Genomic DNA, 26,759 nt, shown 5'->3' with positions numbered 1-26,759 from the left:
GAGATTAACACCTGCCGGAGAAATGCCGGTTATAAAAGTATGGTGTAAAAAAATATTTATAAAATTCAATTAGTTGTAAAATTTAGCGTGCACTAGTGTGTTGGCATGGGCTTTGCTATCTTTACGTTACCTGAATAACCGACCTTCCAGATGATATACACAGAAACTTAAAATTGGAAATTAACCGTTCAACCCTATACACCAAATTGATAGCAGTCAGCAGAAAGGAGACATCATGATTCGCAAGATAATTTTAACGGCAATGGCAGTGTTTTTTGTGTTTTCCACAGTCGGCCTGAGCTTTGCGCTGGATAAGGGCAACAAACGCAAAGGCAAATATACTTACCGCAAAGTCTATAAAGCCTGCTTTGAGCGCGGTGCCGTTGATTCCCAGAAACCGCCCATCAACCCGTCCGACAAGACCCAGGCCGAGTGGGACGCGCTGTTTACCAGCAAAGATTATTCGTCGTTCGGCTGTGAGGAAGAGTGGGGCAATCTGAATGATACCCAGGTGACCGATATCTACACCTATTTATACGAGCATGCATCGGATTCGCCGACCCCGGCCAAATGCAAATAGAAACGTCGCAAATTCAACTATAAGGCCACCGGGCTTGCGGCCTGGCAGCAAAAAATAAACCCGAAAGGAGAATGTTATGCGGACCCAAAGATTAACCGTCATATCCCTGATGCTTTGTCTGGCACTGCTTCTCGGATATGCCACCACGACTCTGGCCAAGGATGCCGCCAAAACCGACGAGCCGGCTGACTGGAAGTTTCACAGCATCGTGGATGTCGATTTTGTCATGGCGAATGTGAAAGTGCCGATGCCCGAAGATGTGATGATCATCGACTCTCGACCCAAACGGGCCAAGTACGACAAAGGGCACATCCCGATGGCTGTTAGCATCCCGGACAGCCAATTTGACAAGATGATCGCCAAACTGCCGGCGGATAAAAATGCGTTGCTCATTTTTTATTGCGGCGGTTTAAAATGAAAGCTGAGTCACAAATCCGCCTGGAAGGCGGAAAAACTCGGTTATACCAACGCTAAAGTTTTTGCCAAAGGTTTTCCCGCGTACATGAAGGTGGCTGGAAACTATCCGGCCGTTTCCGCAGGTTGGGTCAAGAAGCAAATCGATCAGAAAACCAATATGGTGCTGATAGATTCGCGTCCCAAACGCAAAAAATATGACAAAGGCCACATCCCAACGGCCTTGAGTATTCCGGACAGCCAGTTTGCCAAAATGCAAGATCAGCTGCCGGCCGATAAAAACACCCCGCTGGTATTTTACTGTGGCGGTTTGAAATGCCGCTTGAGCCACAAGTCCGCCAAAAAGGCCATTGATCTGGGTTACACCAAGGTCAAGGTCTTTGCCGAAGGCTATCCGGTCTGGGTTGCAGCTTACGGTAAAGGTGATACCACTGTCGCGGCTTCCACTAAGAAGGCCGCTTCGAGCCAGCTTAAAGCCGGCAAGGAAGAAGGCAGTGTCGATACCGCCACATTTGAAAAAATCGTAAAGGAAAATCCTGAAAGCATCATGTTGATTGATGTTCGCGATGCGGATGAATACAAAGATGGTTCGTTTAAAACCGCTGTCAATATACCGGTGGATCAACTCGAAGCTAAAATTCAAACTCTGCCGACAGACAAACCGGTTGTGTTTGTGTGCGGCACCGGTGCCCGCAGCGGTGAATCCTACTACATGGTTCAGGATGTGAGGCCGGAAATGAAAAATGTCTATTACCTGGAAGGGGAATTGACATTCAAAAAAGATGGTTCTTTTGAAATCAAAGAGCCGGCATCCTGATGGGTGCTTGATATGGTCATAATGGTTGCAGCCGCTCCCGCGGGGGCGGCTACGGCCCAAATACCAGCAATCCTCTGATTGATAGTGCCCACCGAAAGTTGGAGCAAAAAAATGGAAATAACTGAAAAGAAAAATCTGCTCTTTATGTGCTTGGTTTTATTTGCATGCTGGTTGATGCTGCTGCCGGCTGTTGGCGAAGCGGCAGGATCAAAAGACGAGCAGGCGCCGGGACGCTCGATGGCCCAGCAGGCCACTAAATCCAAAAAACTATGGCGGACCAGCGACCATTCCAAACACAAAGTGCTGCAAAAGGATTTTATATCCGGTGCCGAAGTGACTCAAGCCTGCATCTCGTGTCATTCCGAGGCTGAGACGCAGTTTCACAAGACGATTCACTGGACGTGGTTGGCAGATCCTTCTGATACGAAAAGGGAATACGGCAAGGCCGGCAACTCCCTGAACAATTTTTGTATCTCGACCAATCGAAACGATGACGCCAGCTGTTTGGCCTGTCACCCGGGCTGGGGGACTTCAAAGGAAACCCCGGTCAACTGTCTGGTCTGCCACAGCCAGACGAAGATGAACTTTGATGAGGCCATCACCGACATCAAGGGCTTTCTTGAAGAAGGCGATGATGAGTCCAAGGAGATTGCCCGCGAAATTCAGGCCGAACTGCGCGATGCCGTTCAAAACATCGGTTTGCCGGCGCGGCAGAATTGCGGTTCATGCCATTTTTACGGCGGCGGTGGCGACGGGGTCAAGCACGGAGACCTGGACACATCACTGGTCAAACCCAGCAAAACCCTGGATGTCCATATGGGGGTGGACGGCCAAAACTTTACCTGCACGCGCTGCCACACGACAACGCTGCACAATATATCCGGACGGGTCTACACCCAGCCGGCTGCCACCGATCGAAAAAGCCTGGTGGAAGACGACCTGGTCAACAAAATTACCTGTGAGTCCTGCCACACCAGCCAGCCGCACAAAAGCGGCCAAAAGATGAATCAGCACACTGATAAAGTGGCCTGCCAGACGTGCCATATACCCGATTTTGCTAGAGTGAACCCCACTAAAATGTCCTGGGACTGGTCCGAGTCGGGTAAATTGAAGGATGGTAAAAAATTCAAGACCAAAGATGAATTTGGCAAGTTCGATTACTTGACCATCAAAGGCCAGATGAAGTGGGCCAAGAATGTGAAGCCCGAATATTTCTGGTACAACGGTGTGATTAAATCCGTGACCGCCAAAGATAAGATCGATCCGGCTGGCGTTGCCAAGGTGTCCTGGCCGGTGGGAGAACCACAGGATCCCAACGCACGGATCTATCCCTTTAAAGTGCACGTAGGCAATCAGCCGTATGATAAAATCAACCAGACCCTGCTGATGCCGCTGTTGTCCGGTAAGAAAGGTTTTTGGAACACCCTCGATTGGAACGAAGCCCTGACCGTGGGGCAGGCGTCCATGGGGCTGCCGTTTTCAGGTGAATTTGACTTCGTTGAGACCACCTATGTATTTCCGATCACCCATATGGTGGTACCCAAAGATAAATCTTTGACCTGTACCGAATGTCATTCCAAAACCGACGGCCGCCTGGCAAACCTCAAAGGCTTCTATATGCCCGGCCGCGATGTTTCCAAAATTCTAAATTTTGCCGGATGGGCTGCGGTTCTGGCCAGTTTGTTCGGGGTCCTTGTTCATGCCCTGGGACGGTTTTTTAGCAGAAATAACGGCAAGAGCAGAAAGGAAGATTAGAGCATGACCACCAACAACGGAAAAATGAAAAATATATATTTGTATGCGCGCTTCGAACGGCTGTGGCATTGGCTGCAGACGCTGTTGATCATCATCCTTTTGCTGACCGGTTTTGAAGTCAATGGCGCATTCAAACTGTTCGGTTTCAGGACGGCGGTGGAAGTGCATAATTTTGTCGGGCTCACCTGGCTGATCGCGTTTGCCTTTTTTGTTTTCTGGATTTTTACCACCGGTGAGTGGCGGCAGTATATTCCGACCACCAAAAAGATGTTCTCAGTGGTGCGCTATTACATGTACGGTATTTTTCGGGGTGAACCCCATCCGGTGCCCAAACGAAAGGATGCCAAACACAACCCCCTGCAGCGTATCGTTTACCTGAATCTGGCGGCCGTCTTGCTGCCGGTGCAAATGGTCACCGGATTTTTGTACTGGGGCTATAATTCCTGGGGTGATTGGGGATTGTCCTGGCTGTCGTTGCAGGTTGTGGCACTGATTCACACCGCCGGTGCTTTTGCCATTCTGTCATTTGTGGTGGTGCATGTGTATATGATCACCACCGGGCACACCATCTTCGCCCACACCCGGGCGATGATCACCGGCTGGGAAGAAGTAGCAGACGAAGAATCCGTGGGTGACTGGGAATACAAGACCAAAGCCAAAACGGCCTAATACTCAGGTTTTTTCAGGTGTTCAGGTTGAAAATCACTCAAACCTGTTAATTTTAGTACTGAATTCAGATTAAAACCAAAGGGGGCCCAGTAAATCAGGACCCCCTTTTTGTTTTCCGATTACCCTGCTCATAAGAACTTAACCACCACTAATGTAATATCGTCTTCCTGAGGGGCCTCTCCCTGAAATTTCACTAAATCATCGATAATATGTTCTTTTATCTCTTCAGCGGATTTGCCGGCATGTTGGCGGATGGCGGTGCGGAATCGATTGAGACCGAACATTTCACCTTGTGTATTTTGGGTCTCGCGGATACCGTCGGTACCGATAACCACGATACTGCCCGGACTCCACTCCTGGTGATTGTTTTTCTGATATTTCAGGTTTTCATCCACCCCCATAGCCATACCCTCTCCGGCCAGCTCTAAAAAGATATCATCTTCGGCATTATACAGAATGGCCGGCTCGTGACCGGCGCGCACCCAGTGCAAGGTGTTTGTCGCCTGTTCGATTTTCAGAAAAAACATGGTCATAAAACGACCGCTGGCAGCTACATCTCTGGCCAGTTCTTGATTAACATCGGTGACGATACGGGCGATGTCGTTTTCCATGGTGACCCGCTGTCTGAGCAGCGCCCGCACGGTGGTCATCAGCAGGGCGGCGCTGACCCCGTGTTCGGAGGCATCTGCCACTACCACGCCCAGATCGCCGTTGGTCAACTTAAAGTAATCATAATAATCACCGCCGGTTTCGTCGCAGTAGTTGCTGATGCCGGCAACATCGAGCCCGGGCATTGCGGGAGGACTGGCGGGCAAGAGGTTTTGTTGAACTTCTTCCGCCAGCTTCAAGGCGGTTATGAGCTTCAGCCGATGCTGGAGCCCATCGATCATCGTATTGGTGTGACCGGCAATCACCCCGAACTCATCATGGGTGGCGACCGGCACCCTTTTGGAAAGATCTCCCCGGGTTACTTTTTCCAGCACGCCGGTTTCATTCCTGAACAACAGCTTCAGATTCTTGGAATAGGAAACAATCAAATTGATAATGGCCGCCAGAAGCACGCCCATGACAAAGAAGACTTCCCGCATAACCGATAACTGCGCCTGCAAAAGAGACATATTGCTGTCTTTGATATTCGAGAGCCAGACCACATCGCGAGCAAAGACCAGCCCCAGCACTACAGCTACAAACAGGATGGTAATCAGCGCCACCAGAGAAAATTTGCGCGTGATGGAATATAGCCGGGAGGGGGGCGGCAGCGCTTTGTCGTCAGCCAGAACGTCTTGGATGATTTTACGCTCACGGGCCAGCGCCATATCCAAACCCAGGAAAAATCCAACCACGGCGCAGCCCAGCAGCAAGCTGAGCCCACTGGTGGCCGGAAAACCGTAGGCCAGGGTGTTATAAATAACCACGACGGCGCCCGCCGCCAGGCACAAAGTCAATTCCAGGACAAATTGCTTTCTGGGCTGAACCATCAGGGGCTGAGAGATCACCAGGCGATTCTCAAAGAACCGGTGCAGCACCAGCGCCATTACAAATGGAATTAAAAGGCTTACCCCCAACGCCACGGGGGGCATTTCTTCCATAAACGGTCAGACCTGCCCGCCATAGATGGTCAAAGCGATTACAGCAAGGAAATAATATAGTCCAACTCTGCGCATAACAGCTCCTTTATGTTCAACCATAGATTATGCAGTCGGGGCCAAAAGGTCAATACGTACTGTTGATGCTATGGCACCAGGCAATACATTCATTTTTGGCCCGGCCAATCAGGGGTCATGCCCGCTGCTTTCCTGCTTCAGGGCAATTGTCTTACGCCCACAGCGCATAAGTCGCTCATTTTAAATGCCGGTTGACTTGCTTGACAGCTACCATGCCGCTCATTATTTTTTAAATCTGTTTATTTACAATTGAGACCGTCAACAGCTTTGGTAGCGCAGCAGTTTCATCAAGCCGCATTCTTCAGACAAATGATCCTGCAGCCACAATTCACCATCTGCTAAGCATAACAAAAATAGTGTCTATATATTATGGCTAAAAATCATATTGGCAACACCAACAATGAACGCGTGGCAGACATCATCGAAGGCCGCTCACCGGCCGGACGACATGATGCTGTCCAGGGCTGGCACAATCTGCTCAAAGATTTTCTATCTCAGATGGCGCCCTATTTGCGGGAAGGTCATCTGGTGACTTTCCGCGAGCTCAAAGCGTCCGAACGGCACTTTTTTGAAAACCGTCTGCAAACCATCAAAGTGCCGGCAGCGGTCCAGGCCCTCTACCTGCCGCCGAGCGTACGCTATCAGATGCTGTACGAGCGGCCTGCAGGCGCGCCGCAGCCAATTCCTGAGCATTCCGCGGATCATCCGCCGGATGAAGGTATTGTATTGGCCAACCGCAAAAACGACGTGAGCGTTGTCATCAATGCGCTAATGGCAAAGCCCCCCTTCGCTCCGGCCATTGATGTCTATGACGACGGTCAGCTTTTGGCCGGCTATGTTTACCAATCCATAGACGAATGCATCGCCAATTTGTCTAAAGCGTTGCAGACTCATTTAAAGACGCAAAGTCTCCGGAGATAAAGCGGTCATTTTTCCGCATCCGGTTGAGGCTGCAAAGGGGAGATATGAACTCAGACCTTAAGCTGCGGCGCAAATGGACATTGCGCGTTTACGGCAAGCAGATGGTTTTTATCAAAAAACCCTTCGAAAGCGATGTGCATGTGATGACGAAAGCCTTTATCTGGGCGCTTTTTCTGCCGGATTATCCGCATCTTTGTGTCGAAATACCCGTTGGCGGGCGCTATAAGCCGGATGTGGTGCAATTTGATGAAAAAGGCGAGCCCATTTTCTGGGGTGAAGCCGGACACGTCGGTCGCCGCAAAATGCGGACCCTGGTTCGGCGGCATCGATCGACCCATCTGGTATTTGCCAAATGGGATCTGGATTTGGCGCCTTTTTCCCGCATTTTGCAGAAGGAAACGGCCTCAGTTCATCGCCAAGCACCGGTTGATTTGATTTCTTTTCCGGCTGCAAGCGACGAACGATTCATCCAACCAGACGGCAGTATTCAAATAACTTTTGACGATATCGGACTTATGCGCTGCTGATGAAGCTCGTAACCGGGATGTATAAAATGCTTGCGATCTTTTTCTTACCAGTGCGCTGTTCCCGGTCCGCCTTTAAACGGACCGACGACTTCAGCGGTAATCCAGCCACCATAAAATTGGCCGGGTTGTGCGTGTACTTTGTCACCCGAAACAGTGCAATGTAAAACAGACGGGTAGAACGAAAAATAATCGCAGATTTCTTTAAACCCTGGTTTAGGTGCGGGGTAACGCCAACCCACGATGCCCCTGCTTGGATCGACGGACAGCATCCAGTATTGCGCCACACCTTTCCACTCACACTCAGAAGCACCTGGCGCCGCTTTAATCAGTTCGCGGTTTACATCCTGCGGCGGGATATAAAAAGAAGGTGGGCTGGCGGTCTCAAGCACGCGATAGGTTTGAGTGGAAGAAGCCACCACCTGATCACCATAACGAACCTCAACCCGTCGTTCATCCACGACCAGTTTAGGGGGTCTGGGGTAGTCCCACACCGATTCTTGACCCGTCTTGGGCACTACTGCAAAATCAGGTCTTTTCTGCCCTCTGTATGTCCACATCTAATTAGTGTCCTTTCGACTCCGGTGTTGAAATTTGAGATAAGCGAGCAAGGAAAGCACATGAAAAAAAATGGCATAGGGCACCAGGAAAAGGGGTATCATACCGGTTGGAAACAGGATGAGTCGATTGGTTACAGCCGGGAAAAATAGCTGAAGAGGCCCTTGGGTTGAGGTAAAACCAAAGAAAAAGGCGCTCAGAAAATCCGCTATCCCGATAACAATGATAAAAACAATAAAGGCTCCGGGTATCCGCTCGCGGTTTCGGCAAATCAGCAAGACACCCAAAGCCGCCGCCCCAACCACAATATCACCGATGCCAGCCGGATAGGCGAAAATGCCTGGAATATGCCCACCGACCATTTCAATCAGAAACACACCGCCAATGAACCGAAACAGCTGCAAGCCGACCAACCATTTTTGAGACAGTTCGTGGCTTAAAAACCATTCCCTGCGCCAGTACAGTATTAAACTGGGTAAGATCCAGGCGAGCGGAACAATAAAATTGCCGATGAGTCCCAATTGGGCGGGGATTTGATCTAAGCAGACCCAGAACATCAGTGATCCCCAAATTAAAAACGCAAAGCCTATCTTTAAGCCTTTATGCGCAGACGCACCGCTGAAGACATAAGTGGCTAGAACATACAAAGGGGTGACCATTATTGAGCCGACAATGATAACAATCGTCAGGAAATGCGCATCTAAAATGTCATTCATAAGGGCTATTTATCCCGCAGGTGTGATGTGCAAATTAGATATTAGTGTCGTTGATCTACATTTATATATTAATAATGCTGTCGATATGTGAATGGGCAAGCCACCTTAAAGTGATCGCATTTTTCAGGACATAAAATGCAAACTCAGCAATCTTAAATAATAGGATTTCAAACAGATAAGGCAAGTTTTTAACGGATTACAGTGGAGGACCCAGGGGCAGTTCTGCTCGGATTCGGTTTAACGTTGCTTGAGCGGTGGGGTTTTGGCGCTGGTCGCGATGGTTGGGCGATAAATGGATGCAAATCAGTGGTGTCCATCGGATATGCAGATGTGCGCGCTTTTGACCTGATCCGATCGGCGGGGTGAACCCAGGCGTTTTTAAAGCTGGTAAACATCTCGATGATCGCAAAGGGTGTCAGCTCAGGCAATATCCGTTTTGCAATATTCAGGCATGAGGAAAACAGGCACAGACTGGGAGCGATGGCTAACCCGAAGGCAACCTGTAGATCTATGTGACTGTTGCGTGCTAGTAACCAGCCCGCGACAGCACTGAACAGCGCCAACCAAATTACCCTGTTGATCAGACCGCGCCCCTCGTAAAAATAGCGGCGCACTGCCAGTACCTGGCAAGCAGCACTCACAATCAGGTTGGCGATGAGGGCGGCAAATGAAATATCGACTGAAAACAGAAACAAATCCTGGTGGATAATCTGCGTTACCAGATGAACGGAAGATCAGGAAGGATCGGCGGTATATTTGATGCCGACAGGGGTCTGAAGGTAAAGATACCAGAAGGCTTCTATAATCGAGAGCAAGATACCGGTCATCACGGCCGTGGCAATAAACAACATGATGATTTCAATCTATGAGGTGATGAGCTCGCGAATCCATGTTTGAATAGCCCGAACAGCCCGTTTCAGATTTTGCTTCCACAGGGGTGATGGATTGCTTTCTGATGTAGAAAAATGATTCACTATATATAGCGCTAAATAACCTTTTTGATGACCCTAACCGACCGGAGACCAATCAACACTTTCCAATTGCACGATCCGTTTCAGAAGAGGCCGTTTTTGTCGGTCGAAAACCTTTGTCAAATAGAACGATGCCTGTTAACTGTCTGAAATAATATTAATTTAATTTTAGGGCAGCAGACCCGACCCGAGAATCCTAAATGTATTATCGGTTTTGATATGTCCATCTTGAGGTAAAAGGGATGTGAAAGGATTTTTATTTTAGAGTCTTAGAGATTGGCAGGTAGAGGGCCTTGCCAGATATGAAAGGTTTCGGTCTTCCAGACCATATCAGCGATCGAAGGGGCGCCGGAATTTCGCAAAAACATCGCATGCTGGGTTTTATGACAGAGGGCGGCGGCAACTTTCACATCATGCCAGGGGCTGACATCGGTGATGATATCGGCTTTATCATCCTGATTTAAGATTCGTTCGCGTTCGGATGGCGTATGCCATGCCGACCAACTTATCAAGGCAGTGTCCGGGCGACCGTTGCCTATCGCTAACCGAGTGGCCTGGTGGGTGTAGATGTGTTGCGGGTGGCCGTATTCACCATTTGAACCATGGGTGATAATCAGATCCGGCCGGATGTCACGTATATAAGTTTCGATAGCGGCCGCGAATTTCGGCAGCGGGACATCGATGCGACGCGCTATGCCGTTGACCTCCATGTATGGATCAATAAACGGCAGAAAAAAAATATCACGGGCTCCTAAGATGTGTGCTGCCTGACGCACTTCCTGTTCTCGAAAGGCGGCCAGGTTTTCCTGTGTTGTCAACGCTGGTTGACCCACTTCGCCGCCTTCACCACGGGTGGTTTCCAGAATGAATACCGCATGGCCCTGTTGGGCGTATTTGGCCAAGGTTCCTCCGCCGAAAAGCGTCTCATCATCTGGATGTGCTGATATCGCTAAGATGGTTGACATGGATTGAATTCCGTCTGTTTTACTGATGGCCGTCCGTAAGACCATAATTTAATCCATGATCGATACAAATCAATGGGTCGACCACAAAGATGGTAGGAGGAGATGGTTAAGGCGTGCATGGATAGAAATATAAGACAGAAGTCAGAGGACCCGTCTTCGCTCTGTCGAGCTTCCGACTTCGCTCTTCGAGCTACGCCGGGACAAGTCGCCGCGGCAGGCAGAAGACAGAGGTCTGAAGACGGATTAAGGGTTGTGGGTTGTGTGTTAGGCGATGTGCGTTACGGGCTGCGGGTTTCACATGATGTGCCCTATGCATAAATATATGCTCGGTATTCAGCTTGGCGAACCCTAGCATTAGCAAAGACGGTTCCTTGTAGCTCAGTAATTTGTTTAGTTGGCAGGATGGTTGATTAGCGGTTGACGACCGTGCTTTGTATGCCTTTGGCCTGTAATTCCGCCTGCAGGTTTTCAGCACCTTCTTCGGTGACAAACGCACCGACCACCAGTTTCAGCTCTCCGCTCGCTGTTTCGAGAAAATAAGGCGAATACCCCAACTTTTTGATCTTTTGCAGATCGGCTTGCAATTGATTCTGAGATGTATAGGTGCCGATGAGATTGGTGTACGGCGTTCTCTTTACAATGGCACCTGAGAGCCGGAGGTCTTTTTTGGCTTTTAGTGCATCACGGCGGGTTTGGTAGTGGCCGGTCAGAACCCGCAGCCACTCATCACCGCTTTGAAATTTGACTTTCACGACATAAGGCGTCAAACCCGCTTTTTTATAATCTGATACGATTTTGCGGGCACTTTGCGGCAGACGACAGCTGGACAGCATGATGGAATACGGATGGTAAGCTTCCTGTCTGGCTGAAGCCACCTGTTTTTTGGTCAGCAACGGCTTGGAAGGTTTAGCCGGCGCTACGGTCCGCGATGGCGCCAGTTTTGTCGGCTGGTCATTATTGGATGCCACCTGCGGAGCCTTTGCCTGCATTTCGGGTGTCACCTGTTGCGGCTTTTTGTCGCTGGCAGGCACTTCCTGGGGGCGGTTTGTTTCCGCAGCAGCCGGGACTTCGATCCTAATTTGTGATTTATCCGGTTCAGATGTCTGCCCGGGGTTCATCTGCTTTAATGCAACCAGGGGTGGGGGCAGTTCGTCTGTCTGTTGTTTAATTTCCGGTTGCGGCAAAATTTTTTTGGAAACGATTACCGGTTGGCTTCTTTTTTTTGTGCCAGCTCGGGAGTGATCGCCCTCGGATGGGGATTGGGTGAGGTAGCGCAGCGGGCTGTAGTGCCAGATGCCGTAAACTGCCAGCAGGACCAATACAACGACAATGGTTAGGAACACGCCTTTTTTTTTCATTGGCTCACTTTACATTTTAGCTGTTCAATGCATGCGGCGCCGGTAACAACCGCCTAAAACAATAATGTTATACCCTATAGAGGCACCTTGGGTCAAATTGTATTTGCATCTCGGACTGCGAGTTGTGGACTGCGAGTTGTGGGTTGCGAGATGTGTGTTTCGGGTTTCGCGTTATGCGTTTCGTCTAAGAAATAGGACTGAGTACGGGGCTATGAGGACTGAGGATGAGCAAATAGAAGAAAGCCCGTTGCCGGCTGCAAGCGGCTGATTTCATCATTTGGTATTTATCTGGAGGCCGCCAGCAAAACGCCTGTATTATAGTGAATTTAACAGAGTGGAGATGTCGGACCATTCGATTTTAATATTGGGTACGGCATGCCCGAACAAATCCTTCAAATTCCGATCTGTGCAGGTGCCACCGAGCCTTTGATAAAGTCGGATCGCTTGTGTATTGCTTTCCACCACCCAAAGGTATGCGGTGTTATGGCCTTGCTGAATCATTTGGCGAGCGGCCGACGCCATCAGCATTGAGCCGATGCCCCGAGACCTTTGAGACGGTTTGACATGCAAATTGTCGATAAACGGTTCAGGTCGGCACCAAATCGCAATAAATCCGATAACCTCCGCAGCTTCGGCAACCATTACAATATCTTCCGGTTTGATCTGCACCGTGCCCCAGTAGCGCTTGAGGTCTTCGGCAAGCTGATCCGTCAAGTAGCTCTCAGGCAAGACATCGGCATAACTGTCTTGCCAGCTTTCGGTCTGAAGCGCCGCAATGTGTGGTCGATCTGAGCGTCGGATAGTTCGAACCAGCATAATACCGTCATTTTTACTTATTTTTTGATTTTTTCTTTCATTAATTTTCATGCAAAATTCGAGTTATACTCAGATTTTGCACGAGTCGCAGGTTTTCATTTGCAAGGCACTTAAAGGCGAGGCTATAGTTGAACTATGCCTCGCCCTTAATAACGCAGCAGATGGAAGCCTGCGGCTCGCCGATCGGGTGAAAATTAATGAAATAAATGGATTTTATCCTTTTTACTTTTTTTTAATTTTTCTTTCATTAATTTTCATGCAAAATTCGAGTGAAATAACTTCTGATCCTCATAAACAGTATGGCCAATAAACCAATCCGTTAAAAAGTCCAGAAAGCTGTCCACTGTCAGTTGCCCGTTTTTTAAATCAGCTGCATGATGATTAAATTCTTCAAGCAGCTCTACATGCCGCTGATGATGACCGGCGATCCCCGTCAGCCGGTAAGAGGTGGCAATATTTTCTTCAGAGGTAAAATGAAAATCCGCATATTTTCTGAGTTCACTGACCAGCCTGTCTTTGTAAGCACCGTCATCGGTTTCTCTGAAGTTTATGGCAACTCGATTGATAAGGTCGACAAAATAGCGATGCTGTGCATCGACGATGTCATTGCCGGTTTCGAAATTAGATTCCCATTCTATTTCCATACCATCCTCCAATGCGTCCAAAACTCAAAAATGCACCAAGATAAATTGCTATTGAGAATACGCGGATTCAATCAAACCCATTGACGTGATTCATGACAGCTGTCAACTTTGCCAGCTCAAGCTTTGCCTACAGACAAATCATCTTTGAGCGGCGAAACGTCATCTTTTCATTTTTTCTTCTGACTTCTGCCCTCTGTCTTTTATCTCCTGTCTCATGCTGCCCACTGTTTGCGGAAGCTGTGCACCAGAGAGCACAGCACCGGCACCAGGATCAACGTCAGTAGGGTGGCGAATCCCAGACCGAAGATCACAGCCACCGCCATAGGCCCCCACCACTGGGAGGACTCACCGCCGATATCAAGGGCCATTTTGCGGAAATCAAAGCTGATGCCGGTGGCCATCGGCAGCAGGCCCAGAATGGTGGTGATGGCGGTAAGCATCACCGGCCGGAAGCGCACCGCGCCGGCACGCAGCAGGGCTTCGGTGGATGACAGGCCTTTGGCCATCAGCTGGTTGATGTAGTCGATGAGCACGATGGCGTTGTTGACGACGACCCCCGCCAGGCTAATGACACCGATGCCGGTCATGATGATACCAAACGCCGTGCCGGTGATCAGCAGGCCCAAAAATACACCGATCAGGGAAAACACCACCGAGGCCAGAATGATCAGCGGGGTAACCAGCGAGTTAAACTGGGTCAATAGGATGAGCATAATAAGGGCAATGCAGGCAAAAAAAGCCTTGCTCAAAAAAGCCTGGGCCTTGGCCTGTTCTTCCTGTTCACCGGTAAATTGGAAACGATATCCTTTGGGCCAATCGATCTGCTGAGACAGGCGGGCATCGATGTCTTTGATGACGTCATTGGCCAGGCGCCCCGATACATCGCCTGATATGGTGACCACCCGTTTCTGATCCAGGCGCATAATTGCACCAATTCCGCTGCCCAGGTTCACCTTGGCCAGGCTGGTCAGAGGTATCGGCTCACCCTCAGGGCCTGAAACTGTGATGCGCTTCAGGCTCTTGATGGACTGACGATCGCGTTTGGGCAAACGCGCCATAATATCATATTCATCTTTGCCCTCGCGATAAACACCGGCTTTAACCCCGTTGATGGCCGATTTTACCGTATAGGCGATGGTATAGGTATCCAATCCCATCAGGGCGGCTTTTTCTTTGTCCACCCGTACACGGATTTCCGGTTTGCCCTTCACAAAATTATCCTTTAAATCCACCAGACCGGGGATGTCCTTGATCACTTTGCGAGCACGGGCGGCCAGTTCACCGAGTAAATATATATCTTCTCCAAAAATCTCAATATTGATCGGTGGTCCGGTGGGCGGGCCTTCTTCTTCTTTTTCCACCTGCACCTCCGCCCCATGGATGGCGCTTAGGATCCGCTGCCGTACCTCTTTGACAATTTCCGACGAAGGTCGGGAGCGATCATGGAAATCTTTGAAGTCCAGCACCACCCGGCTGATATGGGTCCCGGTGCCGCCCTGGGAAAAAGGGTCTCCACCGATGGCACCGATATTGGATATGACATAACGGATGTCTTCATATTCAGCCACAATTTTCTCGATCTGGGCCACCAGCCGATCGGAGGCGTCCAGATTGGTGCCTTCCGGCATTTTGATATTAACATACGCCCGGCGCGGCTCGGTTTCGGGAAAAAATTCCGTGCCCTTTCCGAAAAAGAAAAAAGCCAGGGCAGCGCCAATCAGCAAGACAACCGCCACCGTGATGACCACCCAGCGATGTTGCAAAGACCATTTGAGCAAAAACAGATAAACCTGTTTAACACGTGGCTCGCGGATCTTCGGGTTTTTGGCGGGCGGGCCGGTTTTAATTTTCTGATAACGGGCGGACAGCACCGGATTGATCACCAGCGCCACAAACAGCGAAGCACTCAAGGCCATAATCAGGGTCATGGGCAAGTACCCCATGAACTCGCCCATAATACCCGGCCAGAACAGCATGGGCGAAAAAGCCGCCAGGGTGGTCAGGGTGGACGTAATCACCGGCCAGGCCACCTGGTCGGTTGCCGCAGCGGCTGCCTCTGCGCGGTTTTTGCCCTGCTGCATATGGCGGTAAATATTTTCGACAATGACAATGCCGTTGTCCACTAGCATCCCCAGCGCCAGAATCAATGAAAACAGCACCACCATATTCAACGTCACATCGAAGCCGGTCAGGAGCGCAAAGGTGATAAACATGGAATAGGGGATGGCCAGGGCCACGAAAATAGCGGACTGGCCGCCGATAAAAAAGAAAATGACTGCCAGCACCAGGATCAGTCCCGATATGATGTTATTTTCCAGGTCTGCCACCAGCAGTCGTACGTCATTGGACTGATCGGCCGTCAGATCAATTTGCAGGGTCTGCGGCAGCTCGGGCCGCATATCGTCGACCACCCGTTTGACTTCTTCGGTGACGCGTACGATGTTTTCACCGCTGCGCTTGAGAACCCCGATAGTGACGCTATTTTTACCATTGATACGGGAGCGGGTCAGCGGATCTTTATGGGCGTCTTTGATCGTGGCGATATCCCTCAGATAAACCGGTTTGCCGTCCCGCACATAGGCCACAATCGAAAAAATTTCAGATGGATGCCCAAAGTCCGCCGGCACCCGCACCAGGTACTTGGCTTCGCCGATATCCATGCTGCCGCCGGGCATATTGACATTGCTGTTGTTGACCGCACCGACAATGCTGGAAAAAGGCACGTTGTATGCGCGCACGCGATCCAGATCAAATTCCACATGAATTTCACGTTCCAGGCCGCCTGTCAGGCGCGCTTCCAAAACGCCGGGAATGGATTCAAGCCGGTCCTGCATGTCTTCGGCTAAATTCTGCAGACGCCGCAAGCTGAATGGTCCCGATAATACGACCCGAATTACCGGCATGTCTGAAAAATTGACTTCCTTAATCACCGGATCATCCTGCAGGTCAGCCGGCAAATCACCTTCGGCCTGGTCAACCTTGTCGCGCACTTTCTGCAGGGCATCATCAAGATCAACCGAGGGTAAAAATTTAATGGCGACCGTGGATAACCCCTCAGCGGAAGTCGAGCGGATTTCTTCGACATCATCAATGCCTTTGAGTTTGCGCTCAATGGGAATTGTGATCAGCTCCTCCATGTCGGCCGGTGCCACCCCCTCATAGGTGGTGGTCACAAATACATAAGGAATGGTGATATCCGGAAAAGATTCCCGCGGAAGTGAAACGTAGCAGTATAACCCGGCAATCACGATGACCACCAGCAGCGCCAAAACGGTAATCTGCCGTTTGAGTGCATATCGATTCAGAATCATTGCACACGCACCCTCATGCCGTCTTCAATTTCAGTCTGGCCCCTGACGATCAGATGGTCGCCGGGATTTAAACCGCTGGTTATTTGAACGCGATCGCCTTCAATGACGCCGATGTCAACGGTTCGCGATTGCGCGATACCGTCTTTTTCGACGAACGCTATACGTTCGCCGCCTTTGTCCACCAGTGCAAACAGCGGTGCCAGCAATGCGTCCGGAATCATGCGGCGCACAAAAGCCACCCGGGCGATCATCCCGGGGCGGATGTCGGCAAATGGATTTTCGACTATCGTGCGGACTAGGAATGTTTTGGTGGCCGGATCGGCTTTAAAGGCCACAAAATCGATTGTTCCGTTGAGCTTTCTAGCGGGAAAAGCATCAATCTTGACCGGTGTCTTTTGGCCCTGCAGCACAAAGCGGATATCAAGTTCCGGTACGCGCACATTGATCTTAATACGGTCGATATTAATAATGTCGGCAATCGGTTTGCCGGTATCAATGAACTCACCGGTATCGACGTACAGGTGATTAATGATACCGTTGATCGGCGAACGCGGGAAACCATGATTGTATTTGACCTTTATCTGCTGCAGGTCGGTGGCTGCCAATTTGCGCTGAGTGGCACTTTGATCCAGTTCCTCCTGGGCAATGATTTTGCGCTTGAAAAGTCGCCGGCGGCGTTGATAAAGATCATCAGCCAATTGATATTGGGCCTCGGCATGGGCCATTGCGGCCTTGAGGGCCGAAACGTCGATTTTGACCAGCAGGTCGCCTTTTTGGACGAGGTCACCTTCGTTTGGCCCCATCCATTCGATGCGGCCGGCTGTATCGGCTGACACCTGGACGTCCTGCCAGGCTTCGGTTGTTCCCGGCAAAAAAATGACATCCCGTATCGGTTCTGCCGTGATGTTAACAATCGAAACCGCAACTGCTTCTGGCTGGTTTATATGGTTTTCAGTTGTCGCTGAACCGGCTTTGTCATCACAACCGTAAGTTAAAAAACCGAACCACAACAAAAATACCAGAAGTGTTAATAGTCGTTTGGTTTGCATTTAGTTTACCGTCTCTTTTTGAATTCCTTGAAATGCCAGTCGCAGCAATCGTTCGGGACGCTGTGGATCTGCGGACTGGGGTTTTACCTGATCCATGTGCAAACAAAAGTCGATGACGCTCAACACCAGCAAGGCCACCTCGTCGTCGACCGATTTTCTGACCTCATCCTGGGCGATCCCCTTCTGATAAATTTTGCGAATGGCTTCGATCATGTGACCATGATAGCGTGTGAAGTCATAATTGGGTGTCCCCTGAGGGGGGCCGAATATGAGACCATGAATCATTTTATACAGGCTGCGGTGCGCTTCAACCTCCTCATAAACTCGGCGATAAAGCATCAGCAGCCGCTCCAATACATCGCCTTTCGAGTCCAGCACTTCGGCCAGCAAATGTTTCTGTAAATCTTCCGCCATCTCCAAAATGGCCAGAAAAAGCCCTTCTTTGCTTTTAAAGTAGTAATAAAGCATCGGTTTGCTGACGCCAGCCTGCTCGGCAATTTCGCGCACAGACGTTCCGGCATAGCCTTTCTCGGCAAAAATACCGATGGCTGTTTCCAGCACCCTCTGGCGCGCATTGGGTGTTTTTGCCTTTATTCCACTATTGTTTTTCATATTGGTTCCATCTTAGTGCTCGTGATAGATATGCTTCAGACGGTGCCTGCTTATGGTAAATTCTTGACGTTGTCAAGAAAATTACCTACCGGTAGGTAGATTTATAACAATTTAAAACGCAAAATACCAGGGATCACTCCAAAGTTGACAAATTGCAGGTTGGAAGATGCTGATAGGTTTATACGGAGAGCGGGTTTGCGGAATAATGCATGTGATTCGATCAGAAGAGGATGCTCGACAAGACCTAAATAAGCATGAGTCCCAGCAGACCGGATAGACTTAACTTGATTCTTTTTTTGTACATCCCGATATTATGATCCTTAATATCAGCCGGTGCCATCAAAAATCGAAAATATTCCTGTGGTTTGACCAGGTAAAGCAAATCGTTACCGGACATGCCAAAAAGGCTATTAAAGAACATTTGCGTGTAGGCAGCCGGATGGTGTTTTTTAAATACTCAAAAAGATCGATGGACAGGTATATGGTGAGTATGCCCAGGGCCAGCGGAAGCAGCAAAAAAAAAGATCAACGAAAAAAATTGCCCGTTATCACTTCTTGTTTGGTTGAATGATGCTATCGTAATCATGAGCATGTTATGTGCTTGTTGATACTTACCAGTTTAGCTGATTTTTGAACCACTCACAATTTTTTTAAGTAGTAATTTTTTTTAAATATATGAAATTATCATATTAATCTCAAAAACACCCTGCTCGCGCTGCAGGTGCAGATGTTGTGCTCTGCAGGAATCGAATGGTCATGGCGGGCTTTAACGTTAGGCGCTTAAGTTGAAAGGCTCACCGGATAAGACATTCAGCAAAGTTAGACGCGGCTGAAGCGGGGTTTTATTCGGGTGGGCTGGTTGAGTCCAAAAATACCAGCTGAGGCTGCTTTTTGCGGCTTTTTGTCGATTTTTTGAACGGGCTGTCTTTTTCTTTGAAATAGACTTGTATTTCGACACCGATTCCGGAATTGGTAACCCGGGCGACCTTTCCGGTTGCCTTGACATGATTGCCGGAGTCGGGAAAGCTGAAAGAAACTGCTATTTCCTCACCGATGGGCAGATGCTGGTTGGTTGTTATGAATATTCCTGAAGAACTGACATTTTTGATGTGGCCATCAAAATTGCAGGTATTGGTCAAGCAGCGCACGGCGACCTCCTGGTTTCTTCGGAAAACCAACCGTGCATCCTTCCTGGATTTGAGGTGATTTAGGCGATCCATAAACGTTTTTATCCTTTTCGCCTAATTCCCAAAATGCCGATAATCCCGATGGCCAGCAGAAACATAAAAACTGGCAATGGTATCTTCCCCGGGCCCGTTATCCCGTTGTTTTTAAGATGGGTGATAATATCCGTAAAGACGCCAGCCTCAGCCAATCCAATAAAGATAGCAATCGAAACAGCAGCAAACACAGATGCGAATAGTATTTTCATATGTCACCCAGGAAATGGAGCGGGTACAGGATTCGAACCTGTTTGTGACCCGTTTAGGCCGCGCTCCCTTTTGAGCCCCCGCTCAATGATTAATTGTAAGGGAAGAAGGGGGTTGGGGTTCCCAAAAGGCATACCAATTTGAAGGGTAAAAGGGGTAAAATGAGAACCCGCCCCCCAGCCGATAGAAGTGCCTGCTGCGAGCCAAACCTAAGCATTGAAGGTCTCGGCACCTGCAGACACCATTCGCAAAATGCAAAAAATATGCCATTGTCATTGATTTTTATTTTTGTATATATATCAATTTATTATAAAAATAAGAAAATTTAAAAATCAAATAATTGGGTAATTCATGCCATAGTTTTATTACCTAAATGACATATCGCTGTGGTCCAAATGACAGAAGTCAGAGGACGGAGGACAGAGGGGGTGTTGCGGTCGGGATAAGGCCAAAGAGCGCTTTCTTTCTATCTTAAAATTTGGTAATGACCATCGTCTGCCAAAATATCGCAAGAATCGGGTGGCGGCGTTCCCAGCATACCATTACAGTGGGGCAAGAGTTATAAATCAGAGAGGAGAATCCAATTGGGATCAATGAACTCACATCAATGGGGACTGCTAACGATCCTATCACTTTTCTGGGGAGGTTCCTTTTTTTTCGTAGAAATCGCATTACGCGATTTTCAACCATTTACGCTGGTATTTCTGCGGATTGCCATTGCCACTGTATTTCTGGTTGGGGCTGTATACCTTGGCGGCAAAAAACTGCCGGTTTCCTTAAAAACATGGATGGGATACATTCTGCTAGGGTTGCTTAACAATGCCATACCTTTCACCCTCATTGCCTGGGGACAAACCCGCATTGAAAGCGGCGTTGCATCGATTCTGAATGCAACAACCCCGATTTTTACAGTTTTGCTGGCCCATTTTTTAACCGCAGATGAACGCCTGACCTTTTCCAAAATATTGGGGGTTGTCGTCGGTTTTATGGGCGTTTATCTGATGATGAAACCCGAGCTGTCCGATGGATTTAGCTGGCGCGGTCTGGGGCAGGCAGCGGTGCTCCTTGCTGCACTCAGTTATGGTTTTGCCGGAATCTTCGGCAAGCGTTTTAAAAATATTCCTGCCCTCGTCAATTCTGCCGGCATGTTGCTGTGCTCAACTGTCATTATGCTGCCACTGGCCATCATCGTCGATGCACCCTTTGGGATTCAACCTTCCATTGAGGCTATCGCGGCCGTTTTAGGTATTGCCGTTGTCAGCACTGCGGCGGCCTATCTTCTCTATTTTCATTTGTTGGCCGCCGTTGGCGCCACAAATGTGCTGCTGGTGACATTTTTGATTCCCATCAGCGCGCTTTTGCTGGGGGTCGGGGTCCTGGGTGAGGATATTAGACTGGCCGAATATGCCGGCATGGGTTGTATCTTTCTGGGGTTGATCATTATCGACGGCCGTGTGATGGGGTGGTTGCCAAAGAAGAGACCATCAGCCGTGGATGGAGATTTATCTCTATCAAACCGTTGTCCGCATGTGAAAAGATCTTCCGAGAGCTAAAGGCGCCTGTCACAGAAATTGCTGCCGTGTATTTCGCCCAATGGTCTCGCACTTTTTTGACAGAAATTAGTGAACGCTGGTCACTAGAGAATTGTCAATGATTTGTCTAAAATTTCTTTGACATCTCATCGGTGCTATGTTAGCTTGGCGGCATGCGTAACAAGCGCAAAATACACCCGATAGGATTTGTTGCGCGGCAGACCGGATTGAGCGCGCATGTGATCCGCGCCTGGGAAAAACGTTATGGTGCAGTGCAGCCGGGTCGCACCGCGACCGGTCGCCGGTTATATTCTGAAAGCGACATCCAGCATTTGCAGCTTCTGCAGCAAGCTTGCCAGAGGGGGCACCGCATAGCGCAGTTGTCAGAATTAGACGATAATACACTGTCGGATATTATCGGCAGCGCTGCTGCAGATACCGGGCCGATTGAAACTTTTCAGACCCAGCTGACCACACCCGAAGAGCTCCTGCAAGCGTGCCAAACGGCTGTGGATAACCTGGATGAGTTGGCGTTTGAGGCCGCTTTAGGCCAAGCTGCCGTCGTGCTCACAAGGCCGCGGCTTTTTGAAGAAGTGGTCATACCCTTGACGATTGAAATTGGTGAGCGCTGGAGTAGGGGTGAGCTCAAAATCATCAATGAGCACATGGCCTCATCAATTCTGGTTTCTTTTTTGCGGGATATGCTCTCTGTCTACCGCCCGCTGCTGCCGATGCCGAAAATCGTCGTTGCAACCCCGGCAAACCACTGGCATGAACTGGGTGCGTTGATGGCTGCCATCATCGCTGCAGAGGCCGGGTGGGGTGTGTTTTACTTTGGGCCCAATCTGCCAGCCGAAGAAATTGCAGCTGCTGCCGTACACAAGAATGCGCTGGCAATTGCGCTCAGCATCGTTTACCAGGATGCTGAAAGACAGACCCTGCGCGAAATAAAAAAATTACGTCGATACGTGACCGAACAAGTGGCCATCATCGTCGGCGGAAGCGGTCTGCAATCATGCGCGGCAGCATTAAAGCAACTGAACGTCTTGTATCCGCATAACATATCCGATTTCCGCAATATTTTAGACAAATTGAGTTGACTGCCCCTCTTGGGCAACCGCAGCAAAATTCTCCTTCTATATCCAGCCGTGTTATCAGTTTGATCACCTTGTTTATTGCCATCCGGCGAACCGGCTTGACATCTATGCATTCTAACTTAATTTTAGACATAAATTAGACAAAATAATTCGATTCGTCACAATGGAGGTGTACGATGACAACTAATACAGAGGCCAATAACAGTTACATAAACGGTATGTTTGCTTTTTTAAAAAATAATTACGATGAAAGCATTAAACATTTGACACAGGCTATCGACTCCGACCCGGAACACACACTCGCCTATATGAGCCGGGGCTCGGCATATTTTCGCTCCGATCATTTGCATGAAGCCATTGCTGATTTTGATCGTGCGATCCAACTAAATCCCGATCTGGCGCGATCCTATCACTTGCGCGGTCTTGCCAAGGAAAGACAGGGAAAAGATGCCGATGCCATAGTTGATTTTGAGAAAGCCATTGAGCTGGATCCCGAATATGGTGCAGCCTACTATAGTCGCGCAACGCTGCATACCAAAATGGGAAATGAAGATCTGGCCGTGGATGACATTAAAATGGTAGAGTTCTTGACGAACAAGAATATCGAATCGTTTGCAAACGATAACAATGTCTGGCGATCGCAGCAAATGCGTTTGGAATCATTGACGGCCGGTGAAATCGACCGCTAAATGCGCGCCTGCGACCACTGTTTTTGCATCCCCATATTCATTAGTAAGGCCATTTCGCCATAATTGGGAAACTTTTTTCATGTAGATGTATAGCTTAACAGTCCAAAAAAATATATAGGTGACTGAATATGTTAATAATTTGATCTCTTTGCGGCGCTTTTAAATCGTGCATGATTTTTGCTTCTCTATACCTCAAGGAAGACATATATCGGCATATACAGTCAGGAATTGAAATATTTTTGGAAAAATACCGCCGAAATTTCAGGATTCCAGAGAATGTGATTCATTTTTCTGAAGTGAACAATAAAATTGCTGAGCGAAAATACATTAAATTTGCGATGAAATTTGGTGTAGAAGATAGTTCCAAGAATTAATGGTATCATCTTAACCGAATAATAGGGGGGGGCGATCTTTTTGATAGGCAAACTATGGTCGCGCGACCAGCGCTTTACGATTAAAAGCTGCGCCAGTGTCGTTCTCATCGGGGCAACAGTGGCTTTGGCGATATTAATCATTCGTGTGGTTGGTGAGCAGAGACTTCAGCGCTTTTTGGATCTGATACCGATCTTCAAGCGTAGACCAGAGGTCGAAAATTTGATTAACGAAGCTTTTATGACGGACAGTCGCTCTTAAATCAGGCATCTATAAACTGGTGGGAGTAGACCTGCAAGGATTAGAATGCTTTCTCCGCCTATACAGGGCAGCAGCTCTAGCTGCCCTTTTATATTGACACCGATTCGAGGCAACCTTCCAGTAAGCGAATACCTGGCGTGAATATCCCCTGATGCCAATCGAAACAGGGTAAAATTTAGCCCTATTTGACACGCCATGATCTTTTGATGATCTCTAACCAGGAATGCCTATCAGGTGGTGGATTTTTCTCGAGTCTACCGGTCCTACGGTTATTGCCTTTATCCAGAAAGCCATTAACGGTGTTTTTATTTTCATACCACACCGGTTTTTTAGCACCTTTGTTGAGCGGACCTTTCATATCCCCCTCGGATCTTTCTTGTTTTCCTCTTTTTAGCGGCCTGTTGATTGGAAGGGAGGGTTTTAGCAGATAAAACCGCAGTTGTACAGGATGAAGTTTCAATCCGCTTTTTAGTTTGCAGTTATTTGAGAACCCATAAAAAGTAGCATATATGGTATAATTTATTTATTGACATACAACATGTGGTATATATACAATGGTGCGCAAATTTGACGCTTTTGTGGCACCCATTCTTAACATCAGTGGAACTTCTCAGCTCTTGCTCACTTCACTAACGGCAACCTAAAATCTAGATATCCTGAAACAGCACCTGATGCCTGACACGATCGTCGAAAAACTTGAAACCGCGCCACCAAACCTGTCTTAAAAACCCACCGCAGGAGGATAAAATGCAGCAATTCTTAGCGCTGGCGGATAAAATTCCGTGGATCATGGCACCAGCCATTATCATTGCCGCTTTGGTGCTCATTACGGTGTTGGTGGGGATTGTCCGTTTGCTGGCGCCAGCGTCAAAGGCCATGTTGGTTGCCGTCGTGCTGGCGCTGAGCGCGTGGGCAGTGCTGATACGAACTTTTTGACGTGTTCTGTGATTTACTTAATTGGATCTAAAAGCGAGAGGTCATTATTGCGCGCGAAGTTGACTTGCTTTGATACCGGGTAGCTGGTCAATTCCGTCAGGCGTTCCACTGCCAGAATATGTTTTAAATTCTCTGTATTCTGATATTGCGGGTTCAGCCAATCCCTGTAAACCTCGGGTTTAAGTATTACCGGCATTCGATGGTGAATTTCGCGTATCGATGCGCTGGCTTCCGTTGTGATGATCGTACATGACCGATAAGCTGGCGCCTGCTTATTTTTGTACCAGATCTCCCACAACCCGGCAAATGCAAAAGGTTTCTTATCCGGCAGCGTGATCAACATCGGTTGTTTTTGCCCCTTGGTGCCTTTCCACTCATAAAAACCATCGGCAATGATCAAACACCTGCGCTTTTTAAAGGCATTTTTAAAGGACGGTTTCTCGGCAATCGTTTCAGCACGGGCATTAATCATGCGATTTCCGATGGATGGGTCCTTGGCCCAAAACGGCACTAGCCCCCAATGGAATCTATCCAGCCAGTTTTCGCCCTCATAGGTGTATATCGCCAAAATTTCCTGTGTCGGCGCCACATTGAAATTGGCGGCCACGTCGCAATTGGCGCGGTCAATGGGGAAAAATTGCTGCAGCTCATCCAGTTGACGATATCCTACAAAGCGGCCACACATAAGCAGTTACCTCCAAGATCGAAGCTAAGTCAAAAGCGCTTTCATTATTGCTATAAAAGCGGTTGAATTTACAAGTGCCTAAAGTGCCTAAAATTGTGGTGTCGCTTGCGCTCCCTCCTTTTAAAAAGATAGAATTCCTCAACTTTAGGCACTCCGAACTTTAGTTCACTTTATTCACTTAGGGGTTACGCATCTAAAAGTGAAAAGCGTTTGCTGAGACCAGCGTGAAGTATTTGTGCAACTAAATGGTTCAGGCCGGCGTCATAACCCGAACGCTAACCTGTTGAACGTACGGTGTGGCCGCATCCCGGTAGGCAAGCATATGCGGCGTTTTGAGATGGGCCACCAGATGCTCGAGGCTTTCCCAGGCTTCGACAATGGTGACCACATCTTCTCTGATGGCGCTTTGAAAAGCCAAACCGGAATCGATGTCAACGGCCGGTTCGTATCCCAAACAGCCGGCTTCAGCTTTTACCTTGGGCACATTGTTCTGCAAGATCGTCAGATAATTTTCTCTCGAATTCGGCTTTAGCTCAATGGTGGCAATGACATATATCATGGGAAATTCCTTTTTGACTGGACAATAGATCAGCTGCAAGAAAATCTGATACAAAATTAAAGGCTTGCACCCACATGGCCGATAAGTTATGTGATATTCGAACGTTTAATGTTGAGGATCGGGTTCATGAAATCAGGCGTCGTCAGGTATATGATCGTATGGTTTGCCGTCTGCAGTTTTTGGGCCGGGTGCAGCGCAACCGACCCGGGGAAAAATGCAGCGTCAAATCCTTATCAAGAGCGGACCGTAAAGCGCATGGTGACCGATTATCAAGGCACACCGTTTCTTAAAATCGATTGCCAATATGTCGGCCGGCAACCGTACAAAGGCTATCCATCGGACGTACCCTGGCAAACACAGGCGATCGATTTTTACAACATCGGGTTTGAAAACCTTACCCTCCACAAAATCACATTTCTTTCCAAAAAAGTCTATCAAAAAAATTCCGGCCAACAACAAACGGAAACGGATGATGCCGGTCTGGTTCTGACGGAATCTGCCGATTTTACACGCCAGCCGGATTCTGATTTTGATGGTTTGGAACCCTTTGAGGAGCGAAAGTTGATCAACTGGTCATTTGAGGCCAATCAGAAACCCTCGGAACATATCGCCAATATCGTTCTTCAAATTCAATATCAGGGCCGTGCTTACACCTTCAACATCCCCCTCGTCGACAATCGCCGCTAGTCTCCAGTCGAGCAGCGCATATCCATCTCTTTGATGCAGTCATCATTCAAATAGGGCAAGTTCATGCCTGACATTTTGGAAACACGAAAATTTGCTGTTTGATCCCCGTGCGCCTGGCAGGTCATGAACGTTGGTTGATGAGGCAAAGGAGAATTTTCGGATTTGAG

Annotated in this window: 28 protein-coding genes; 13 read left to right on the top strand and 15 right to left on the bottom strand. The window is 48.7% G+C overall.

Going from position 1 to position 26,759, the window contains the following annotated elements:
- The first annotated feature begins 235 nt into the window (after positions 1 to 235).
- The 5 genes from QNJ26_02915 (at position 236) to QNJ26_02895 (ending at position 4,235) form a co-directional block, all read left to right on the top strand.
- Positions 236 to 580 carry a cytochrome c family protein gene (locus QNJ26_02915; protein MDJ0984471.1) on the top strand — a complete coding sequence of 115 codons (345 nt, stop codon included), beginning with the start codon at positions 236 to 238 and terminating at the stop codon, positions 578 to 580.
- Between the two features lie 76 nt (positions 581 to 656).
- The gene (locus QNJ26_02910; protein ID MDJ0984470.1) at positions 657 to 998 is read left to right on the top strand and encodes a rhodanese-like domain-containing protein; all 342 of its coding nucleotides are present in this window, start codon (positions 657 to 659) and stop codon (positions 996 to 998) included.
- An 84-nt stretch (positions 999 to 1,082) separates the two neighbouring features.
- Complete coding sequence (locus QNJ26_02905) at positions 1,083 to 1,811, top strand: rhodanese-like domain-containing protein (protein ID MDJ0984469.1); 729 nt, start codon at positions 1,083 to 1,085, stop codon at positions 1,809 to 1,811.
- A gap of 111 nt (positions 1,812 to 1,922) precedes the next feature.
- Positions 1,923 to 3,566, top strand: coding sequence for a tetrathionate reductase family octaheme c-type cytochrome (locus QNJ26_02900; GenBank protein ID MDJ0984468.1), 1,644 nt, complete (start codon positions 1,923 to 1,925; stop codon positions 3,564 to 3,566).
- Positions 3,567 to 3,569: 3 nt separating this feature from the next.
- Positions 3,570 to 4,235, top strand: coding sequence for a cytochrome b/b6 domain-containing protein (locus QNJ26_02895; protein MDJ0984467.1), 666 nt, complete (start codon positions 3,570 to 3,572; stop codon positions 4,233 to 4,235).
- Between the two features lie 128 nt (positions 4,236 to 4,363).
- Here the strand turns inward: QNJ26_02895 and QNJ26_02890 are convergent, their stop codons facing one another.
- The gene (locus tag QNJ26_02890) at positions 4,364 to 5,824 is read right to left on the bottom strand and encodes a SpoIIE family protein phosphatase (protein ID MDJ0984466.1); all 1,461 of its coding nucleotides are present in this window, start codon (positions 5,822 to 5,824) and stop codon (positions 4,364 to 4,366) included.
- Between the two features lie 444 nt (positions 5,825 to 6,268).
- Here QNJ26_02890 and QNJ26_02885 point away from each other — a divergent pair, with 444 nt between their 5' ends.
- Together QNJ26_02885 and QNJ26_02880 are read left to right on the top strand one after the other, a co-directional pair.
- Positions 6,269 to 6,820, top strand: a complete 552-nt coding sequence (locus tag QNJ26_02885) for a hypothetical protein (protein MDJ0984465.1) — start codon at positions 6,269 to 6,271, stop codon at positions 6,818 to 6,820.
- Positions 6,821 to 6,864: 44 nt separating this feature from the next.
- Positions 6,865 to 7,347 carry a hypothetical protein gene (locus tag QNJ26_02880; GenBank protein ID MDJ0984464.1) on the top strand — a complete coding sequence of 161 codons (483 nt, stop codon included), beginning with the start codon at positions 6,865 to 6,867 and terminating at the stop codon, positions 7,345 to 7,347.
- Positions 7,348 to 7,391: 44 nt separating this feature from the next.
- Here the strand turns inward: QNJ26_02880 and QNJ26_02875 are convergent, their stop codons facing one another.
- The 12 genes from QNJ26_02875 to QNJ26_02820 form a co-directional block, all read right to left on the bottom strand.
- Positions 7,392 to 7,904 carry a DUF427 domain-containing protein gene (locus QNJ26_02875; protein ID MDJ0984463.1) on the bottom strand — a complete coding sequence of 171 codons (513 nt, stop codon included), beginning with the start codon at positions 7,902 to 7,904 and terminating at the stop codon, positions 7,392 to 7,394.
- Positions 7,905 to 8,618, bottom strand: a complete 714-nt coding sequence (locus QNJ26_02870; protein ID MDJ0984462.1) for a hypothetical protein — start codon at positions 8,616 to 8,618, stop codon at positions 7,905 to 7,907.
- Between the two features lie 188 nt (positions 8,619 to 8,806).
- Positions 8,807 to 9,313, bottom strand: coding sequence for a hypothetical protein (locus tag QNJ26_02865; protein ID MDJ0984461.1), 507 nt, complete (start codon positions 9,311 to 9,313; stop codon positions 8,807 to 8,809).
- 545 nt (positions 9,314 to 9,858) lie between these two features.
- Positions 9,859 to 10,599 carry a PIG-L deacetylase family protein gene (locus QNJ26_02860; GenBank protein MDJ0984460.1) on the bottom strand — a complete coding sequence of 247 codons (741 nt, stop codon included), beginning with the start codon at positions 10,597 to 10,599 and terminating at the stop codon, positions 9,859 to 9,861.
- A 365-nt stretch (positions 10,600 to 10,964) separates the two neighbouring features.
- Positions 10,965 to 11,912 (bottom strand): SPOR domain-containing protein, encoded by a 948-nt coding sequence (locus QNJ26_02855; protein MDJ0984459.1) that lies wholly within the window; start codon positions 11,910 to 11,912, stop codon positions 10,965 to 10,967.
- A 315-nt stretch (positions 11,913 to 12,227) separates the two neighbouring features.
- Complete coding sequence (locus tag QNJ26_02850) at positions 12,228 to 12,779, bottom strand: GNAT family N-acetyltransferase (protein MDJ0984458.1); 552 nt, start codon at positions 12,777 to 12,779, stop codon at positions 12,228 to 12,230.
- A 203-nt stretch (positions 12,780 to 12,982) separates the two neighbouring features.
- Positions 12,983 to 13,372: a hemerythrin family protein gene (locus QNJ26_02845; GenBank protein MDJ0984457.1), complete on the bottom strand. Its 390-nt coding sequence runs from the start codon at positions 13,370 to 13,372 to the stop codon at positions 12,983 to 12,985.
- A gap of 212 nt (positions 13,373 to 13,584) precedes the next feature.
- Positions 13,585 to 16,683 (bottom strand): efflux RND transporter permease subunit, encoded by a 3,099-nt coding sequence (locus QNJ26_02840; GenBank protein ID MDJ0984456.1) that lies wholly within the window; start codon positions 16,681 to 16,683, stop codon positions 13,585 to 13,587.
- Positions 16,680 to 17,732, bottom strand: coding sequence for an efflux RND transporter periplasmic adaptor subunit (locus QNJ26_02835; GenBank protein MDJ0984455.1), 1,053 nt, complete (start codon positions 17,730 to 17,732; stop codon positions 16,680 to 16,682). The genes QNJ26_02840 and QNJ26_02835 overlap by 4 nt, the downstream gene beginning before the upstream one ends.
- Positions 17,733 to 18,344, bottom strand: coding sequence for a TetR/AcrR family transcriptional regulator (locus QNJ26_02830; protein MDJ0984454.1), 612 nt, complete (start codon positions 18,342 to 18,344; stop codon positions 17,733 to 17,735).
- A gap of 842 nt (positions 18,345 to 19,186) precedes the next feature.
- The gene (locus tag QNJ26_02825; protein ID MDJ0984453.1) at positions 19,187 to 19,564 is read right to left on the bottom strand and encodes a PilZ domain-containing protein; all 378 of its coding nucleotides are present in this window, start codon (positions 19,562 to 19,564) and stop codon (positions 19,187 to 19,189) included.
- An 8-nt stretch (positions 19,565 to 19,572) separates the two neighbouring features.
- Positions 19,573 to 19,776, bottom strand: a complete 204-nt coding sequence (locus QNJ26_02820; protein ID MDJ0984452.1) for a hypothetical protein — start codon at positions 19,774 to 19,776, stop codon at positions 19,573 to 19,575.
- A gap of 591 nt (positions 19,777 to 20,367) precedes the next feature.
- On the opposite strand from QNJ26_02820, the gene QNJ26_02815 reads away from it, so the two are divergent.
- From QNJ26_02815 to QNJ26_02795, 5 genes are all read left to right on the top strand, one after another.
- Positions 20,368 to 21,327 (top strand): DMT family transporter, encoded by a 960-nt coding sequence (locus QNJ26_02815; GenBank protein MDJ0984451.1) that lies wholly within the window; start codon positions 20,368 to 20,370, stop codon positions 21,325 to 21,327.
- A 152-nt stretch (positions 21,328 to 21,479) separates the two neighbouring features.
- The gene (locus QNJ26_02810; protein ID MDJ0984450.1) at positions 21,480 to 22,406 is read left to right on the top strand and encodes a MerR family transcriptional regulator; all 927 of its coding nucleotides are present in this window, start codon (positions 21,480 to 21,482) and stop codon (positions 22,404 to 22,406) included.
- Between the two features lie 173 nt (positions 22,407 to 22,579).
- A complete protein-coding gene (locus QNJ26_02805; protein MDJ0984449.1) occupies positions 22,580 to 23,092 on the top strand; it encodes a tetratricopeptide repeat protein in 513 nt (170 codons plus the stop codon).
- 414 nt (positions 23,093 to 23,506) lie between these two features.
- A complete protein-coding gene (locus tag QNJ26_02800; GenBank protein ID MDJ0984448.1) occupies positions 23,507 to 23,725 on the top strand; it encodes a hypothetical protein in 219 nt (72 codons plus the stop codon).
- 747 nt (positions 23,726 to 24,472) lie between these two features.
- Entirely contained in the window at positions 24,473 to 24,661 is a 189-nt protein-coding gene (locus QNJ26_02795; GenBank protein ID MDJ0984447.1) for a hypothetical protein, read from the top strand.
- Between the two features lie 13 nt (positions 24,662 to 24,674).
- Here the strand turns inward: QNJ26_02795 and QNJ26_02790 are convergent, their stop codons facing one another.
- Together QNJ26_02790 and QNJ26_02785 are read right to left on the bottom strand one after the other, a co-directional pair.
- Positions 24,675 to 25,346 carry an SOS response-associated peptidase gene (locus QNJ26_02790; protein ID MDJ0984446.1) on the bottom strand — a complete coding sequence of 224 codons (672 nt, stop codon included), beginning with the start codon at positions 25,344 to 25,346 and terminating at the stop codon, positions 24,675 to 24,677.
- A 250-nt stretch (positions 25,347 to 25,596) separates the two neighbouring features.
- Positions 25,597 to 25,905, bottom strand: a complete 309-nt coding sequence (locus QNJ26_02785; GenBank protein MDJ0984445.1) for a putative quinol monooxygenase — start codon at positions 25,903 to 25,905, stop codon at positions 25,597 to 25,599.
- A gap of 126 nt (positions 25,906 to 26,031) precedes the next feature.
- Here QNJ26_02785 and QNJ26_02780 point away from each other — a divergent pair, with 126 nt between their 5' ends.
- Positions 26,032 to 26,592, top strand: a complete 561-nt coding sequence (locus tag QNJ26_02780) for a hypothetical protein (GenBank protein MDJ0984444.1) — start codon at positions 26,032 to 26,034, stop codon at positions 26,590 to 26,592.
- Positions 26,593 to 26,759 lie beyond the last annotated feature (167 nt).

It is taken from the genome of Desulfobacterales bacterium, assembly GCA_030066985.1.
Lineage (GTDB): Bacteria > Desulfobacterota > Desulfobacteria > Desulfobacterales > JAHEIW01 > JAHEIW01.
This window is presented reverse-complemented; position numbering and strand designations above follow the sequence as displayed.